The sequence below is a fragment of the Paenibacillus barengoltzii G22 genome (assembly GCF_000403375.2).
GTDB lineage: Bacteria > Bacillota > Bacilli > Paenibacillales > Paenibacillaceae > Fontibacillus > Fontibacillus barengoltzii.
On record NZ_KE159653.1, the window covers coordinates 425,113 to 443,555 of the forward strand.

Sequence of the window (18,443 nt, forward strand, 5' to 3'; positions counted from 1 at the left end):
ATCGATGTAAACACACAAGAAAATGAGCTGGACTGCGATAACACAAAACTTGTAGGTCAGGACTCCGGATTTAGGGGGCCTAGCCGCTTTTACATTTCAAAGCCGGTAAATACGGAAAAATGCCGATGTTAAACTGCACTTTTGCATTTCAATTAGATTTCCATCCTTTCAACTTAATCAATTTCTTTAATAAACGCCACGATTCTGCCCGCTTCCTTAAACCCAATCCGTTGATGGAAGGCTTGGCTTCCGTGATTGTCCAGCTCCGTATCCGAGCCGATCTCCTTACACCCAAGCGATTTGGCCCAAGCTTCTCCCGCTTCCACCAGTTTTCTTGAAACGCCCTGGTTTCGATAGTTCTCATCAACATAAATCCCTTCCACGTAACCAACCGGACTTGAGCTGGAGCCTTCGACGTAGTCAAATCGGAGAGACATGTGTACAAATCCAATCGTGTCCCCTTCCTTGACTGCAAGAAAGATACGATCTTTCTCAGACGCCAGCAAATCCTCCAACTCGTTCCGCAGCTCCCGCCATGCATGCTCCGGCCACAATTTCAACGCCAAACGAGTAACGTCATCCAGATTGGTTGGATTGGCTTGCTCGATTCTCACATAAATCCCCCCATTATAAACACAACCCAGCCTAGATCGCTCATTTCTAAGGCTGGGTCATTTGTGGTCTGAGCTTCCTTGATTCATTTTTGCTCGGTTGATGTACAAAAGTTTCTTTTTCCTTAATGTAAAATAGATCAGGCCGTCCTTCAACTCACGTTCTTGGTCAAATCCCAACTTCTTAAGCAACCTCTGCGATTGAATATTCTCAGGCTCCGTTGTCGCCTCTACATAATCCAGGCCCATCACATCAAACCCCATGCGAATCAATGGGTTTAACGCCTCCTGCATCAAGCCTTTGCCCCAAAAGTTCGGAGCCAAGTCAAATCCGATTTCCGCTTTGGTTTTCTGGTGATCATCGGTAGACCAGCAATGGTATCCGCAAGTCCCGATGAGCTCCTTGGATTCTTTGCAAAACAAGCCATATCGGCATCCCGAATCCTGGATATGAAAGGCGATAATCTCCTCCGCCTCCTTGAGGTCTTGACAAGGCTCTATGTCCATAAATCGCGTGAGTTCCGGCACCGAAAAATGCTTAAAAACCGCATCAGCATCTTCCAAGGTCAATTCTCTCAAATGCAATCGCTCGGTTTCAATACTTGGATAGTTCATGTAATCCCGCCTAAGTTAGGGTATCGGTCAGGTTCTCCCTGAAAAAAAGCATGCTACCTCAGGGAAGAGGAGCATGCGATCTGAAACTTTGAATCTTATTGCTTATTATATCAAGAGAGAAGAACCTTGTCGTCCGTTTGCCCTTCCAGATCTCCCTCAAGATCGAGATATTTCTGGCGGAGCATCTCCAATTGGGTTTCATCAGGTTCCCAGTATCCCCGTTGATGGCTTTCCAGCAACGTTTCCACCAGCCCGTGATATGCCCAGCGATTGTTCTCCTCCATCTGCCGGCTTCGCTCTTCGTCGGCAACATAGGTTTCATGGAGCTGGTCGAACACCCAGGGCTCAACTTTGCCGGTGGTTGCGGCCAGTCCCAGCACGTACTCGACGCGCTTGGCGATTTGCTGCGCCCCGTGATAAGGATGCTGGAGCAAGGCGTCTATCCATTTCGGATTGATCAGCCGGGTACGTACGCCACGAGCAATCGAATGCTCTGCCGATTCGGTGACGGGTTGCTCTAAGGTTGAATCTGAAATATGAATCTCCACCGGACTTCCCTTCACCATCGCTACCGATTTGGAGAGTCCGCCAAAATACTCGTAATAATGGTCGGAATCCGTTACCTCCCATTCATGGCTGGAACGTATTTGCGACACGACATCCACGGCCATCAGACGGATGCGATAGAGTTCCGGTTCCGCTTGACCGCGTTCCCTCAAGCTGTAAACATACTGCTGACTGTCCGCATAAGCCTGGCCCAGTTCAGACTCGTCGCTCCACTGCTTCGTTTCGATTAATCGGGTCATATTCGTGCCGTACTGGCCCTCCGCAGGGCCAAAAATCCGAGCATTCGCCAGATCCCGGGCACGTTCCGGTTCATAGCCGCCAGCCAGCAGCTGCTCCTCCGTCTTGCGGGTGTGAACCTTAAACCAATTAAGCTCATCCGGCTCCTCCAGCTCGGAGACCCGCCGAAAGATCCGGTTTAAATCCTCTAACAAATTAGGGAACATGTCGCGAAACAAACCGGTCATATGTACCACCACGTTGAGGCGCGGGCGGCCAAGCTCAGACAATGGGATGATCTCATATTCGGTCCGAAATGACCCGGCTTCGCCTCGGACGCGTACTCCCATGTAGCGAAGGATCTGTCCGATCGTCTCCCCTTGCGTCCGCGAGGTTTCAATCCCCCACAAGACAACAGCCGTTGTTCCGGGATATTCTCCATATTGCTCAAAATACTGACGGATCGAGTTTTCGGCGATACGCGCCCCCCGTTCCACAGCGGTCACACTAGGTACAGCCCGCGGATCAAAAGCGTAGAGATTGTATCCCGACGGCATCACTTCAGGCGAGCGGATTGCATCACCAGCCAGCTTAGGACGAAGATAACGTCCCTCCAACGCCTTTAGCATGCCTTCCAGCTCTTGGTTGTTGATGGAGCTCTCATAGGCGCGATACCCGAATTCCAGCGCTTGCCGCACCGCCGCCTGCCACTCCGGCGGCTCATTTGACACACTAGCCGGAAGCGCCTTGGTGGACAGGTACTCATGGACCAGCTGCGCTGCCGCCTGATCGAGCCGGTGTAATTCGTCCGTGTGCCCTCCGGCGCTCAGCTCCTCCACAATGAATCCCTCTCGCTCAGCCAGTAATCCCCGCAAGGAACGGACCGTCCCCCGTTCGTGACGAAGCACAAACCGCATATAAGCAGCGGCCGCTTCATGATCATAACCCTCACCCAGCACATGCAATCCGCTTGGGATTAGGGAACGCTGCATCCGGTACAGCTCCTCCTCCATCTCCTCCGGCGTCTGTGCAGCAAAATGAAGCGCTTCGCCCGCCTCTCGCAGCTTGCGAAGAAGATCCCCGCAGCGTTCAGGATCCAACTGCTGCGCCTCACGATATTCATGCAGCAGTGCATCCAGGTTCGCCCATTCACCGTAAAGCTCCGCCTCCGTAAACGGAGGGGCCTGATAGCCGACCAACACCGCATGACTGCGGCGTTTCGCGATCATTGCTTCTGAGGGGTTCCCCACGTAGTAGTAATAGAAATGAGGAAGATCCCCGATAAAATCGTCCGGCACGCAATCCCCTGACATTCCGGCTTCCTTCCCGCGCTGAAACTCCAGCGTCCCGTGAGTCCCGATATGGACGACCGCATCTGCCCCCCACTGCTCACGAATCCACTGATAAAAGGCGGTATATTGATGCGTTGGAAGCAAGGATCGATCGTGGACGGATTTTTCAGGATCCTCGTGGATCCCGCGAGATGGCTGCAATCCAATAAAAATACGGCCATTCACGATCCCTGGAATCAGGAAGTTCTCCCCTTCCGTCATAATCTCTCCCGGAGGCTGCCCCCAGCGTTCTACAGCTTCCTTGCCCCAGGCACGGGCGGCTAGTTTACCCGCAAAGTCGGCATCCGTGCAGCGGATCATTTGACCGTCTGTCTGATCCAACGACGTCCACTGACCGGAGTTCACCAGCCCCCCCTCTACGAATCGGGAACGCAGCTCTTCCGCAGTCATCTCCTCGGTTTCGTAGCCTTCCTCCCGCAATCGGGATAACAAGCGGGCAACCGATTCAAAGGTATCCAGAAAAGACCCGCCAAACACATTCGCCTCACCGGGAGGATAGTTATAGCAAATCAGAGCCAGCTTCTTCTCCCGGTTGGATTTGCTGCGAAGCTCCAGCCAACGCTTAACGCGCTGAACCAGCTTCTCCACCCGCTCGGGAATCAATGCCAGCTTGTTCAAAGCGATCCCCAGCTCAGGATCCTCCCCCTCAGGGCGCAAAGCGGCAATGGGATAGGTCTCAATCGCCCCGTCCAGTTCCGGAAGCACAACCTGTACCATGAGTTGGGCAGGATTTACGCCTCGGACAGACTGGCGCCACTCCTCCTCGGTCGTACCGGACAAGAGGAACGGATGCAACATCGGGGCTCCCAGCTCCTCAAGCCAGGTTACCGCTCCGCCCGCATGATCCCGAGACCCCATGCCGTTTAGGGACTTTTTTCCTGTCGCAGCTCCCCCTCCGCCCGGACCAATCCCTAAACGGAATGGAAGCAGGTTCACGATCAAATCAACGGACCGACCTCCCTCGGTCAAAAGTTGGCCCAGCCGATCCAGCGATATATTCATTACGGAAGGAAAAGCGATCGGTAAACAATCGGCAAACTCCTCGATTTGGTTCATGATCTCCCCGACGCACTCGCTGATATCCTGTAGATTCCCATTGCCGTTAAAAAACAGCGCCACCGTCTGCCGCTCTCCCGAATATCCTCGGCTGTTTCGATAGTCATTTAGACTGGCGAAGCGGGTTCCGGTTGCTGGCTCAAGAATGCAGATCTCTTGGAGAAAATTCGGCTCGGTCGGAGCTGGCAGCAGATCGCAACCACCGTATTCCCGGCCGGCCAAACTGAGCAGCCCCACCATATTTGCCGTCCCGCCGCCCCGCCAATATTCCGTCATTTTCGTATAACGATCGTAGTCTGTGCGGTGATCCTGCCTATCCAACCCTTCCTCCGAAATCGTACCCGTATGGGATAAATCGTTGGCACTCAGTTGGCCTAATCGGAGCAATGAGCGAATTTCCGCGATATCCCCGCCGACAGGAACAATATGTGCGGTTCCTCCCTGGAGGACTTTCTTGATCAATTCCACGCTTTCCTTTGGAACGCCGTGCGCATCAAAAATGATCATATCGAAGGCATTCGCTGTAAGCTTTGTTTTCAGGTCCGCCGGTGCATCGACGGTCTCGTTGCCACCCGGATCAACGACGGTCAGCTTCAGTTGCTGCCGCTGAGCTTCATCCAGCCTGCGGTACGCCGCTGACAAATGGGCTTGCGATGCTTCGTTGTTTGTGATGACGAGGATGTTCAAGCTCTCATCTCCTTATCTTTTCATATCAAATCGGCGGTGTATGTCCTTTGTTCCTGCGGCCAATTTCCGAACGGCTTGGGCAATTTGTCCGGCCTCCAATTCCTCCAGCCGGATATACTGTGCCCCCAGCGCTTCTGCCAGCTTGCGGGCATAGCCCAGTCGAACGAATCCTTGCTCCGTATCGATCACCAAGGTCTGAATCCCATAGGCAGCATAACGCATGCCTGCGGATTGGATCTCCCGCCACGGGTTAAGCCCCGAAGCGGCCCCGACATTGACTTTGCCATCCGTCAGGATGATCATCGCCGGTACAAGCCCGCTTCCTTTACGCAACAGCGTCTGAAGAGTGGCCTCTCCTTTCTCCAATCCGGCAACCAGCGGAGTTTTCCCGCCTACGGGCATCGACTTCAATCGACGCTCGGCCAGTTCAACGCTGCGCGTGATATCGAGCAGCAGCTCGGCTCCGCGGTCGCGAAAGGCGACCAGCCCCACACTGTCACGCTGCCGGTAAGCATCGCGCAGCAGCGACAGCACCGCTCCCTTAACCGCCTTCATCCGCTTGGCCGCATTCATCGAACCGCTGGCGTCCACAACGAAGAGCAAAGCCGTCCCTGTCCGGCTTTCCCGCACCTTGACACGCAAATCGCTGTATTCGATAAGCACGCTTGGACGTGGTCTCCCTTCGCCTCGGTCCGACGCTTGCTGCCGCCGTGCCTGTTGATAAGGCGCGGCGGCCCGCAGCGTGGCATCCAGGGCCAAATCAACGACCGGACCGCGCGGCGCCTCCGCGCGGATGTAACGTCCGCCCCGGCTGCCTTCGCCTGTCTGATTGCGTTTGCCCGCTTGGGCTTGGTGAGAGCCGGTGCGCGGCGGAGTAAAGGCAAGGCGACGGACCTCAAAGTCCCGTCCCACCGCCTCCACAATGGCGCGTGCGGCAGCCGCCGTTGCGCCCTGGCCGCGCCGCTCGCCGGAGCCCGCAGCCTCGCTCCCGTGGACTGGGCCGTCGCCCAGAGGCGGCTCCGGTGTGGCTGCCGCGGCCGCTTCGCCATCGGCCGCAGCCGTGCTCGGTCCGCTGCCACCGGGCGCGCGGCTTGGCTCCGCGGGCGGCTGCGGCTGCGGCGGCGATTCCGCCGCTTGGCCGTCGTCCAACGGCCCGCGCTCTGCCCCTGCCGCTCCATCTCGCGGCAGGTCCTCGCCGGCGGCGCGCATTCGATGCGGCAGCACGAATGCGGCCGCTTCTCGCAGGTGCGCGGCGGCGACCTCCGACTGGCCGTCCCAGGCGGCCAAGGTTCGGGCCAGCTCCGCCAGCACCAGCTCCGCGCGGTGGCCGGGGCAGCCGGCCTCCGCGGCAATTTCGGCGGCGAGCCGCTGCATCGGCTCGCCGATCCGCACCGCAGGCAGGTGTGCCCGCGCCTGCGCGATCCGCTCCCGAAGCGCCTGCGATTCCGCGGCGAAGGCGCGAACGAACCCGCTCGGATCGCGCTCAAATGCAAGCCTGCGGCGGACGATTTCGGCCCGTTCGGCCGGATCGGTTAACGTCGAAACCGGCACATACAGCCCCCAACGATCCAGCAACGCATTGGGCAGCGATCCTTCTTCCGGGTTCATCGTTCCGTACAGCCGGAATGAGGACGGCACCCAGCTCGGCTGCTCTCCCTCCGCCTGATCATATCCATCTTGCTCAGCAGCAGAAAGAATCGCTCGCAAGATGCTTTCGCGCATCAGATTCACTTCATGAATCGTGAGCCAATTCCCATCCGCTTCCCGAAGCAGGCCCGGGACAACCCGTCGCTCACCGAAGCGGATAGCCGCCGCCGTATCGATTCCGCCAAACAATCGTTCCTCATCAACGTGAAGCGGAATCGTCATCCCTCTTTGATCCCGCAACAGCTCAGCTAAACCACGAATCATCGTGCTCTTGGCCGTACCGGGTTCCCCGACCAACAGAACTCCCCTCAGCGTTGGGTTGACGGCATGAAGCAGCAAGGCTAATTTGGCTTGTTCTTGCCCCACCACCGCGCAGAAGGGGTAAGCATAAGCTTCAGACTGCATTCGCGACCTCCGCCATCAGCTCATCAAGCAGTTGCACCATTTTCTCCGCATGGATTTCTCCGTCCTCAAACGGCCGTTTCCGCATCCGATGCGGCATGACTAACATCGCTGCCTCCACCATATCCTCCGGTTGGACTCGGGTACGGCCTTCCCAAGCGGCAAGCGCCATGGCTGTTTTCATCAAGGTAATGTCTGCGCGATGACCGTCCACCCCCAGGCGAATCCCCACTTTGGCGGTCCATTCCAGCAGTTGGTCGGTGGGCTCGATAATTGCAAGTCTCTCTCGCGCGCTCTCGATGCGTTCATTCAGCTGTTGTTGTTCCTGTTCATACTCGCGGCGAAAAGCGGCTGGATCCGCCTCGAAGGCCAGGCGGCGCTTGACGACTTCCATCCGATCCGCTATCTCGCGTTCTCCGGCCACTTCTACGGACAGCGCAAAACGATCCAACAGCTGGGGCCGCAGTTCTCCTTCTTCCGGATTCATCGTTCCGATCAGAATAAAACGAGCGGAGTGCGAATACGACACTCCTTCCCGCTCCACGGTGTTTACCCCCATCGCAGCGGCATCCAGCAACGCATCTACAATCGCGTCATCCAACAAATTAATCTCATCCACGTACAAAATATGACCGTCCGCTGCAGCCAGCAAGCCGGGTTCGAAACGCTTCTCCCCTTCACGGATCGCGTGTTCGATATCCAGCGTGCCGACCACCCGATCCTCCGTGACGCTCACCGGAAGGTTGACGACCCGAAGCCCCGGCATCAGATCGGCAAGGGCACGGACTGCCGTTGATTTGGCGGTGCCTTTCTCGCCACGAATCAACATTCCGCCTAACCGCGGCTCAACGAGGTTTAAGAGCAACCCTTTTTTCATGGCTTCCTGTCCAACAATTGCGGCAAACGGATACACTTCCGGTTTCCCGTTCATCTTCATCCTCTCCCGTTACTCCTTATTTTCGATGTTCCTGTCTTTATAGCAGTCCCGTCACCAAACAGCTTAAGCGAGCGGTTGCGGGATCCTGTACAATTTGTCCTTTCACGCCAAACACTTCACCTAATGTTTGCTCGGTTAGCGTATCTGCCGGTGATCCGCTGGCATAGACCTCCCCTTGACGCAGCACCAACAGTTCGTCGGAAAAAGCAGCGGCATGATGCATATCGTGCAGCACCATGACGATGGTAATGCCATACTTTCGGTTCAACTCGGAGACCAGCTCCAAAATTTCCCACTGATGGCTGACATCCAAATACGTTGTTGGCTCGTCAAGCAGCAGCAGCTTGGGCTGTTGCGCCAAAGCCAAAGCGATCCAGGCTCGCTGGCGTTCTCCTCCCGACAAAGCAGACAGCTTCCGATCTGCAAACGATGAAGTCCCTGTTTGAGCCAAGGCCCAGTCAATGACCTCCTCATCCTCCCGGCGAAACCCGGCCCAAGCTGGTTTATGAGGGAAGCGACCATAGCCAACCAAGGTGCGTACCGTCAGGTCCGGCTGCTTCTCCTGGCTCTGCTGCAGCATGGACAAATATTGAGCAAGGCCCCGTCTGGAATAGCTTGAGAGGGGCTTGCCGTCCAACAAAATCGTGCCGCGAGCCGGCTTGAGTTGTCCGGAGATTGCCTTCAATAAGGTACTTTTACCGCATCCGTTCGGCCCGATAATGCTGTAGATCTTGCCTTTCTCTGCCCTCCAGCTGATCTGCTCGATGACCGTACGATCGTTGTACCTAACAGCCAAATGATCCAGCACTAACGCGGTCATTCGCCTTCCCTCCTTAACAAATACAGAAAAAACGGTGCCCCCAGCACTCCCAGAATGATGCCAACTGGAAGCTCGATCGGTGCAAACAACAAGCGGGCCAGCGTATCACAAACGGTCACCACGGCGACGCCCAGCAAGGCAGAGGCAGGCAGTAACAGACGATGGTCACTGCCGATAAGCAATCTCGCACAATGGGGGACGATCAGTCCTACAAAACCAAGCAACCCCACCACGCTTACCGCACTAGCGGCTAGAAGCGTGGCGACTGCCGTGAGGATAAGCCGCGTGGCTTCTACTCTCACCCCAAGTCCCCGTGCATTGGCATCACCTAATGCCAGCAGATTGAGGTGCACCGCCCCCAACAGCGCCAACGCCGTGCCTGCCAGCGAATAAGGAAGCATCATATGCAGCTCCGGCCAGCTTTTGGCTGACAAGCCGCCAACGAGGAAGACAAGCGCGCCATTGACACGGTCGCTGTAGAAGGTGAGCAGTGCCGAGATACCCGAACCAAGAAACGCGGATACTGCCACACCTGCCAGGATCAGTCGAACCGGCTGAACCCCCTGTTTCCAAGCTAACACATAGATGATTGCAGCTGCGGCTGAAGCTCCGAGGAAGGCAACCGGCGTCAACCATGGCCAGGCCTCCGGATATAAGATCAGAATCATAATGCCAAGCAGCCCGGCCCCAGAGGAGACGCCGATGATATGCGGGTCAGCGAGCGGATTCCGCATAACTCCCTGTAAAATAGCTCCCGATAAAGCCAGATTTACGCCAACCAGCGCCGCAACCAACGTACGGGGCAGCCGGATGTTCCAAATCACATCTTTCAGGGGGCCGTCGTACCTATGAAACAGATACAGCCAAACTTCTCTCGCTGGAATGAAGACGGCCCCCGTCCCTATGCTCCACACGATCCCGCCTGCCGCTGCCAACGCGATGATCGCAAGGACAAGCCCTCCTCTTGCTGCCAAGAATGACTTCGTCTTAGTTGCCATTTCCATAGCTAAAAATATCCGGATACACCAGTTTTGCTAAATACTCTACCGACTCGTTAAACCGAAATCCCGGATTGGAGAGCAACAGGTCAGAGGGCAGAATCGCCATATGTTGTTCCTTGACCGCACGCAACGAGGCCCAAGCCGGTTGACTCGCCAGGTCGTTTTCTATGATCTTCTCCCCTTCCTCGCGAGCCCCGTGAATAAGCAGGAACACATAGTCCGGATCCAGCTCCACAATTTTCTCTATACTAAAAGGAGCTGTCGTTGGGCTTTTCTGGGATGGCGTCAGTGTTGCCGCCACGTTTTCCATATGTAGCAGGTTAGCAACTTCCAGTCCTACGGTATTCTCCCGCTGAACTGATATACTGCTGGGCGTCACGTTCAGCATGATAAAGCTAGGCGATGAACCCGTCGGCACCTTCGCGGTCAGCTCCTCGATTTGACCTTGTAACTTCGCCAGCGCCTCAGATGCTTTCGTCTCCGTACCGGCTAATTTACCGAACAGCAGCGCCTTCTCCCGTAAATCCTCATACGTGCTGAGATTAAATAACGCTAGCGGAACACCGCTGGCTTCGAGTACGCTCGCCAGATCACGATGAAATGCCGTTGAGCCCATGACCAGATCCGGTTTTAGGGACAGCAGTTTTTCAGTATTTACCGAGGTCATGTTCCCCACATCTTCAATCGACTTTGCTTCCTCCGGCACAGTTCCCCCGGTGGAAGTCGCGCGGGCGATAGCATTACCATCCACGGCATACAATAAATCCAGCAGCTGTGGAGAAAGAACGATGATCCTCTGAGGACGGGACGAAAGTGTAACCTCGTGCCCAACATCATCTGTAAAGGACAGAAACGTCTCACTCTTTCCTTGATCCGTAACCGTTGCAGCTTCTGTGGCTTGCACCGTTGTCGCCGACGAGCTGGTGATCGTCGTCTCACTTGCCTGACTGCCCGCAGGTGACCCGCACCCCGAAGTCAAAGCCAGTAGCATACTCCCCAACAGTCCACCTGCTAGCAGCTTGACCGTTATGCTTTTAGAGCCTGTAGCTTGCGTTTGATTCATATTTTTAAGTTTCTCTCCTTTCCTTAATCGTAATTATTACGATGTAGACAGTATAATCAGACCTTCTTTTTGTTGTCAATCCATATTTTAGTGGGGAATTTTGACACATTTTATCATCTTATACGTAACAGTTACGATTTACAGAGGATTGAAAGGTGGTTGAGGAGTCTATTGGGGAGGATCCAGGCTGAGGTAAACGTGGACTTTTCACCGGGGATAAATCACTAAAAAAGACTGGCGGGAATACGATCACCACCAGTCCTCAAAATGTTCCTCTAGAAATTTAATTTCTTGCTCATAGTGAGCTAGATGTCCTTCTTCGACTAATTTCTGAAAAGCCGGATCACCGGCAGCAGCGCGCTCAGACAAGGTCTTGCACATAGTTTGGATTCGCGAAATCACCCAATCCTTAAGGTGATCTGGAGCCTCCATGCCATAGGCTTGGAAGAATAAAGTAATCCTTCGTTCTCGCAGAGCCGCATGACGGTCCCGTTGATAATGCTTGATGTAATATCGGAAATGTATTCGAAATTTCATGTATAAATTGGCGCTAGCGTCGAAAAATCCGAAATGTATTCGATTTTTCATATAGATTTGGACCAAAACACTTGAAAACGTGCAAATATATATGAAATTTCATATACATTGCGACAAAACCACCGAAAATTCAAAAATGTACTCGATTTTTCGTGTACACCCTCTTACAAGTCTAATTAGAAATCCAAAACTACTTCCAAAGACGCGTTACCTCAATTGCCTTATCCCCGATGAACCCCAGCTCATACACATCCGGATTCGTCAGCCGGCTCCATGCCTCGAACCCAAATGAATCATCATAGTGTTTCAAAATTAAGGACATCAAATTTCCATGGGTGACGACAATTGCATTCTCCTCCGGCCGTTGAAGCTGGTCTTCAATCGCTGCGATTCCCCGGTTCATGGCTTCTCTTGAAGATTCTCCGCCAGGCAGCTTCATATCAAGTTCATCAAAGGATCTTTTCAAGTGATCCATCCAATCCGGCAAATCGTGAGCCGCCAAAATTCGCTCGCTAAGCCGATCATCCTGATGGATGGGCAACCCCAATCGTTCTGCTAACGGTTGAATGGTGGAGATGGCTCGAAGATAAGGGCTGGAGACAATACAATTGATCGGTCGGTCAAGCAAAACATCGGCCAACAACTCCGCTTGCTTGCGTCCCTCTGCGGTGAGTTCCGCCGAAGGCTCCTGCCCATGCGCTTTGCAATGCCTGATCAGGTAAATTCTTTTCATTTCCATGCCCTCCCCGGTTCATGGACAACATCCTCTCTTATGCAAACTAGAATGGACCGATTACACATGTTAAGCTTCAGGCACGCGATAGACTTTGCTGTAGATCAACGCTCTGCACACCAGGAACTCTTCCTCCGTCAGCGGCTTCGGGTAACTCATCATTTTCAGGGGAAGTTCGGCTCTACCGGGCCGCAGCGGCGGCTGGACATAGTTGAAATCGTTGAGATGGAATCCCAGCCGTTCGTAAAACCGAATCCGTCGGCAGGCCACGTGATTTTCCGGAAGTTCCACTTCTAATACGGTCAGTTTGGCAGAGGTCTTCAGACATTTTTCGACCAACCTTTTCCCAATCCCCCCTCCTCTCACAGCAGGATCTACCGCAAGATGCTCAATAAATTGAAAGGCCGGAAAATCCCAAACCGCCAAAAAAGCGACAACCCGTCCCTTCTCATCCGATTCGGTGATCAGCCGATATTCTGGATGCCGCAACAACTCCATTTGTCCCGATTTGGTTCGATATTCAATCTCCGGAAAGGATGCGGACATGATCTCAAATACACGTTCAAAATCGTTCATTACTGCGAATGACACTTCCTTCTTGTTGCTCATTTTTCAAAAAAGGCTTCCGGATATAGGAGTTCCCCCTGAATGGATAAAGTTGCTCCCTCCTTCAGTTCAATGGCCATAAACACTTCATCCGGCACTTCAAACTGCTTGAGTTCGAAGCCCAATGACCTTGCAGGCTTGAACCCGAACCGAGGATAATATTCAGGATGTCCGATTAAGAAGACCACTCCGTAACCAAGTTCTTGGGTTCGTTGTAAACCCTCCTGAATTAACTGTGTTCCAATCCCTTGCTTCTGAAAGAAAGGACTCACCGCCAGGGGAGCGAGAACAACTACCTCATGGCTTACTTGCTTCTTACCAACTACCTCTGCTTTGCTAAAAAGAGCATGTCCAACGATCTGCCCCTCATGTTCCGCAACTAACGACAAGGAGGGGTTATATTGAGGGGAGTTTCGGATGCGGTCGACTAGCTTGGACTCATCCTCCCGCTCCCCGAAAGCCTGAAAGTGAAGTGCAAATAAAGCTCGGGCATCTCTTGGTTCTTCCGCTCTAATGATCATAGGCCTGGATTCCACTCCTCTTTTATCTGTCCGTAAATTACTTTATCCAAGTTATATTTTACCTTCATTCTTTGATGCAAACGATGAGAAGGATCCGCCTGGATCGAATCTTTCATGGCTGTCCACCATGAATTCTAAAATATCCCTTCCGTTATCTTCGGGTACACCACAGTCCATATCCCCGTGACGATGAGCAAGATGAACAAGATTTGGGGAACCCTTTCCTTTAACCCACGAACCGTTTGGTACAAACAAAGCAGCAACAAAGGGAGCGAAATCAAGGAAGTGGTGTGCAATCGCCCTCCAATTTCCACTTCTTTCGTCCAGCTGCCAATTCCAAGGTCGTCCAGAAAACGATCCAACAAGGAATATCCTTGACTGTGATTGCTTGCTAAAATCAATACTACGAAGTATCCCGTCATCCATAACCAGCCTTTGTACGACTGAAGATCACGCTTCATTCCGCAGCCCCTTCCTCTCACATGATAAGGTTCTTCGGCTATCCTGGAAGTTTAGACTTCCATAATTATACAACATTCAGAAGACGGTAATAGCAACAAATCCGATAATTAGCAGCCTTCTATCTCATTATCCTCCAAAAAGATAAAGCAGATCTCAGTTGAGATCTGCTATCTGCTCGTTTGCCCAATGTAATTAATCCTAATCAAATATCGATTTTCGTTGACATACTGGTTACCCGGAGTCGCAAGAATGAATGAGTTCCTCAGGTGGCTTTACACCCATTGACTTAACGTTTCTTCCAAGGTGATTTTCCCAGAAATAAGCTCTGTACCTTCATACTTAAAATCAATCCATCCCGAATTGAAACCTTCCAGCATAGCAATCCTGCCATGGATGCGGTCCTCGGGCGCTCCTTGAGCTATAAATGCTTCAGCCCATTCATTGTGTGGAAGAGCCACTGCGTTAACCTCACGCTTCAGCAGTTTCGAAAATGCAGAGGCAATATCGTCCGGGGAATAAGGCTCTGGCCCTTGCAGTTCAAGGTAGCGGACACCTTCCCAACTTTGTTGCAACGTCTTCGCCGCAATCTCTCCAATATCCGCAGTGGCGATCATTGGAATTTTTCGATCAAGCGGCTGAAGAAAACTTACTACCTTCCCATCGTTTCTAGCAGATTCGATATCCCATTTGGAATTGTCCTGGAACCAAGCAGCGCGCAGGAAGGCTGATGGAATCGGCAGATCAGCCAAACCACGTTCCAGAATATTCAGAGATTCAATAATCCCAAGCCCGTTCGGGAGATGTGCCCCGATGGAAGACAATGCTATAAACTTCGGCACATTTGCCCCAACAAGCGCTTTGGCGACCGCTGCTACGGTCTCTCTCGTTTCCGAAAAGCCCTCTGATGGATAAAATACCGCCGGGTTCATCACAAATACAGCCTCAGCTAATGTAAAGGCCGCTTGCAATGCCTCGGCCGAGCCATAATCGGCAAACACCGGTTCAGCTCCGTATTCTCGCCAAACCTTCGCTTTCTCTTCATTCCGAACCACAACCCTCACTTTCTTACCTTCTGCCAGCAAAGCCTTTGCGGTAGCTCCGCCTACTTGACCTGTCGCTCCCATGATGACGTACACATGTATCTCCTCCTTATGACGAATGTGGTTATTCTAGCACATAGATTTACAAGTTACAATATACAAAATATTATTTTTGTAACTTGATCCGCAAAAAAAGCCTCCTTTCTGCGCACGAAAGGAGGTTGTAATGTTTCGATTATAGTTTCATCTTAGATCTACTTGACAGCTGATGGATCAGTAAACAAGCCGACGGAAATCAAACGCCAAACAGCTTCAAAACGGCTGTCCCAATCGGAAAGTTCCCATTCTGCAGCGTGGGCAACATGATGAAAAGCCGCCGTAGCAGTAAACACAGCGTTTGCAGCAGCTCGCGCATCCTGCTTGGCAATCGTCCCTTCCTGTATGCCATCTTCAATAATTGCGGTCAATTGGTCTAACAAATGATCGCGATGCACCCGAATGGCTTCAGGTGCTTCCTCGACGAGCATCGAGTACATTTCAAACAATTCAGGATCCTGGCTAGCGCGGTTTCTTTTAAATTTGCGCAATGTATCCAGCCAGCGGTACAGCCTCTCACTGGCAGGTGATGCCTCACTGGCAACTGCCTGCAGCGGAGGAAGTGAGCGCTCTAGCCAACGTTCAACCACAGCCTCCTTCAGGGCAGCTTTATTGCTGTATAGACGGTATAATGCGGCGTGCGTGACATCAAGCGCCCGGGCGATGTCAGACATATTCGTCTTCGCCGGACCATACTTGCGCAGCACGGTCTCCGTTGTATCGAGAACCAATTCTTTGGACAACACTTCATCAGCCAATGGACAAGCACCTCTAACTATGATCGTGATGATAATAGTTACATTATAACCGAATTCACACTTATCTGACGATGAAAAAGAAAACCCCGCCATTCGCAGGGTCATACTTTTCATATGCATCTAAGACTCCGTCATCAGCTTCGCCTTGATCTCCGGGATGGACATCGAGCCTATTTCTCCTGGCTTCTCCCGCTTTACTGCTCAATTACTACAAGCCCCTGATTGATCGCCGGCTCCATGAACGGACTTGGAGCACCTACGCTAAACAGCTGCAAATGATGCATCGCCCGGGTACATGCCGTATAAAACAATCGCCGCACGTTTTCCTCGCCATAGGAGCTTGCCGAAGCATCGTAAAGGATCACCGCATCAAACTCGATGCCTTTGGCCAAATAAGCGGGGATGACCACCACCCCTTGCTTGTATTCGGCCGAATCACGGGTAACCAGCTTGAGATCAGTGATTCGTTCTCCTCTAAAAGCCTCATAGGCGGTTGCACTCTCCGCTGCCGACCGGCAGATGATGGCGATCGTCGCCGCCCCCTGCTCTTTCCATTCAGCGACTCTGGCTTCAATCCGTTGGTGCAACTCCTCATAATCAGCCGTCTGCGTCAGCAATGGCAGATCTCCGTTTCGGTCAAACGGTTCGATCTGTTCGCCGCCGGGGATCAGACTCCGCGTAAACTCAACGATCGGCCGGGTCGACCGATAGCTTCGCCGCAACTGGATCGTCTCCGTTTGCTCGGGCCCATACAGGCGTAACAACCCTTGGAAATCCGCCGTTTCGGCAGCATGCGCAAATATCGCCTGATGAAAATCGCCGAGTACCGTCAGCTTTGCGGCCGGAAACAGCCTCTTAATAAACTCAAATTGAAGCGGGGAGTAATCCTGCGCCTCATCAATCAAAACATGACGGATGGATACGTTCGCCTGAAACCCAAGAATCAGCTCATGCAGCAGCAGAAACGGCGTCGCATCCTCATAAAACAATTTGTCCTTATCAAGACTCTGAACCGTAATCCGGCAAATCTCTGACCAGGCGTCTCGAACCTCCGGCGCCTCCGTCTCCAACCAAGCACCGGAATGCGTTGGATTTTCAAACAGCTGCTTATACACCCCGGTCAGATCGATAAAACGCAATTCTCGGATCTGTTCCCGGATCGGCTTCAGCTTTCTGCGCACGACGATGCGGGCAAGCTCCCTCTCCAACCGTTCGCCTTCGATCTCCTCGTCGGAATCCTCGGTTAAGCCGTATTTTTTCCGGATCCGTTCGTAAGCTCGTTCGTATTGCTCGTTGCTGAGCATCTCAATCGCGTCCCGCACCCAGGGCTTGCGGCGCTCCTGCTTCTCAATCTCGTTGATTCGTTCATTCAGCCATGTCGTCAGCCGTTCAATCCGCCCGGACATACGCAGAGACTCTTCTCCGCCGTAAAACTGCTCTGTCATTGCTTCCGCCGACACCAACGTCTCCCCGCGGAATTGGATCGGCTGGAACCGCATGCCGCCTTGTTCCAAGGACGACCGATAAGCTTGAATCGCCTCGAAGAAAGACGCTGACGCCTTCAACCGAATTGCAGCCAGACGCGCTTGGTAGTCTGGATCCTTCTTCGCCGTTAGCACATATTCCAGCTGTCCATAAGCATCCTCCACCTCGAACATCCCGCTGAGTCGGTGATCCAGGTATTCCTGGAACGTCACCTGCTGCATATTTTCCTCCCCAAGCTCGGGAAGGACGCCAGATACATAAGTCTGGAACATGGCATTCGGCGAAAATAACACGATCTGATCAGCTGTCATCCGATCGCGGTATTTGTACAGCAAATAGGCGATCCGCTGCAACGCCGCGGACGTTTTCCCGCTGCCCGCAGCGCCTTGCACGATCAGCAACCGGCCTTGATCATGCCGGATGATCCGGTTCTGCTCCTGTTGGATCGTAGCCACGATGCTGCGCATCTGCGTATTAGCTGTATGTCCGAGCACCTGCTGCAGCACTTCGTCCCCAATCGTCAGCGAGGTATCAAACATCGATTCGATCCGTCCACGGCGAATGAGGTACTGCCACTTCCGCTTCAGCTCCCCGTGAATCGTCCCGCCGGGTGTATCGTACTGAGCTGGACCCGGCCCGTAATCGTAATACACACTCGAGATTGGGGCCCGCCAATCGTAGATGAGAAACTTCTCGCCGCTCGGATCCATCAAGGAGGAGACGCCAATATAGACCCGTTCGGCCTCCGGCTCCCCTTCCTCCAAGAAATCGATCCGTCCAAAATAGGGATTCTCCTGCATTCTAAGCAGTGCCGCCCGGCGTTTCGAGGCTTGACGATGACTGCTTTGGCTTAATGACAATACTTCGGCCTGCTGGCGCAAGCTGATTACCGTTTCCAGAAAATCGTCAAAATTGTCCACGTTCACCGTGACGTCTTCCCAGAAATGCTTGCGGAACTCGACGACCTCCTGTCTGCGGCGTGAGGTATCCTCCTCCAGTTCGCCGATGCTCTCTGCGAGGACTTCCATAACACGGTCCAACCGTTCCTGCTCTCGCTCCAGCTCCTGGTGAAGCTCCTTCTCCATAATCAGCACTCCTTTTGGCAAAAATAGGGGTTGACGCAGCGCCGTTTTTTCTGTACAATAAAATTAGGGAAAATATATAATCGTGCACAAAATCCGTGCGCATGCTATACCAATATAGCACGCTTTTTTGTGTTTATCAATATAGA

The 18,443-nt window shown here is 53.1% G+C and carries 16 protein-coding genes; all 16 read right to left on the bottom strand.

The genetic code is table 11. From position 1 onward, the window contains the following. Nucleotides 1–173 precede the first annotated feature (173 nt). The 16 genes from aac(6') to helD all read right to left on the bottom strand — a co-directional run bounded on the left by aac(6') (nt 174) and on the right by helD (nt 18,297). Complete coding sequence (aac(6'), locus tag C812_RS10280; protein ID WP_016312592.1) at nt 174–614, bottom strand: aminoglycoside 6'-N-acetyltransferase; 441 nt, start codon at nt 612–614, stop codon at nt 174–176. A gap of 57 nt (nt 615–671) precedes the next feature. Next, on the bottom strand, nt 672–1,226 hold the full coding sequence (locus C812_RS10285; RefSeq protein WP_016312593.1) for a GNAT family N-acetyltransferase: 555 nt from the start codon (nt 1,224–1,226) through the stop codon (nt 672–674). 110 nt (nt 1,227–1,336) lie between these two features. Beyond that, on the bottom strand, nt 1,337–5,104 hold the full coding sequence (locus C812_RS10290) for a cobaltochelatase subunit CobN (RefSeq protein WP_016312594.1): 3,768 nt from the start codon (nt 5,102–5,104) through the stop codon (nt 1,337–1,339). 12 nt (nt 5,105–5,116) lie between these two features. After that, entirely contained in the window at nt 5,117–7,156 is a 2,040-nt protein-coding gene (locus tag C812_RS10295) for a VWA domain-containing protein (RefSeq protein WP_016312595.1), read from the bottom strand. Then, nucleotides 7,146–8,084: a magnesium chelatase ATPase subunit I gene (locus C812_RS10300; protein ID WP_036625299.1), complete on the bottom strand. Its 939-nt coding sequence runs from the start codon at nt 8,082–8,084 to the stop codon at nt 7,146–7,148. The genes C812_RS10295 and C812_RS10300 overlap by 11 nt, the downstream gene beginning before the upstream one ends. A gap of 43 nt (nt 8,085–8,127) precedes the next feature. Next, on the bottom strand, nt 8,128–8,910 hold the full coding sequence (locus C812_RS10305) for an ABC transporter ATP-binding protein (protein WP_016312597.1): 783 nt from the start codon (nt 8,908–8,910) through the stop codon (nt 8,128–8,130). Then, nucleotides 8,907–9,884 (bottom strand): FecCD family ABC transporter permease, encoded by a 978-nt coding sequence (locus tag C812_RS10310; protein ID WP_244268301.1) that lies wholly within the window; start codon nt 9,882–9,884, stop codon nt 8,907–8,909. Before C812_RS10310 ends, C812_RS10305 begins: the two co-directional genes overlap by 4 nt. 13 nt (nt 9,885–9,897) lie before the next feature. Beyond that, nucleotides 9,898–10,974, bottom strand: a complete 1,077-nt coding sequence (locus C812_RS10315) for an ABC transporter substrate-binding protein (RefSeq protein ID WP_016312599.1) — start codon at nt 10,972–10,974, stop codon at nt 9,898–9,900. A gap of 249 nt (nt 10,975–11,223) precedes the next feature. Continuing rightward, complete coding sequence (locus C812_RS22555) at nt 11,224–11,511, bottom strand: hypothetical protein (RefSeq protein WP_167669312.1); 288 nt, start codon at nt 11,509–11,511, stop codon at nt 11,224–11,226. Between the two features lie 190 nt (nt 11,512–11,701). Continuing rightward, nucleotides 11,702–12,244: a histidine phosphatase family protein gene (locus tag C812_RS10325; RefSeq protein ID WP_016312600.1), complete on the bottom strand. Its 543-nt coding sequence runs from the start codon at nt 12,242–12,244 to the stop codon at nt 11,702–11,704. 69 nt (nt 12,245–12,313) lie between these two features. Continuing rightward, nucleotides 12,314–12,820, bottom strand: a complete 507-nt coding sequence (locus tag C812_RS10330; RefSeq protein WP_028539901.1) for a GNAT family N-acetyltransferase — start codon at nt 12,818–12,820, stop codon at nt 12,314–12,316. A 29-nt stretch (nt 12,821–12,849) separates the two neighbouring features. Then, complete coding sequence (locus tag C812_RS10335; RefSeq protein WP_016312602.1) at nt 12,850–13,371, bottom strand: GNAT family N-acetyltransferase; 522 nt, start codon at nt 13,369–13,371, stop codon at nt 12,850–12,852. Between the two features lie 134 nt (nt 13,372–13,505). Beyond that, nucleotides 13,506–13,832 carry a hypothetical protein gene (locus C812_RS10340; protein WP_016312604.1) on the bottom strand — a complete coding sequence of 109 codons (327 nt, stop codon included), beginning with the start codon at nt 13,830–13,832 and terminating at the stop codon, nt 13,506–13,508. A 273-nt stretch (nt 13,833–14,105) separates the two neighbouring features. Next, nucleotides 14,106–14,969, bottom strand: coding sequence for an NmrA family NAD(P)-binding protein (locus C812_RS10345; RefSeq protein ID WP_016312605.1), 864 nt, complete (start codon nt 14,967–14,969; stop codon nt 14,106–14,108). A 158-nt stretch (nt 14,970–15,127) separates the two neighbouring features. Continuing rightward, nucleotides 15,128–15,841, bottom strand: a complete 714-nt coding sequence (locus tag C812_RS10350; RefSeq protein ID WP_167669313.1) for a TetR/AcrR family transcriptional regulator — start codon at nt 15,839–15,841, stop codon at nt 15,128–15,130. A gap of 80 nt (nt 15,842–15,921) precedes the next feature. Next, a complete protein-coding gene (helD, locus tag C812_RS10355; RefSeq protein WP_016312607.1) occupies nt 15,922–18,297 on the bottom strand; it encodes an RNA polymerase recycling motor HelD in 2,376 nt (791 codons plus the stop codon). Nucleotides 18,298–18,443: the final 146 nt, after the last annotated feature.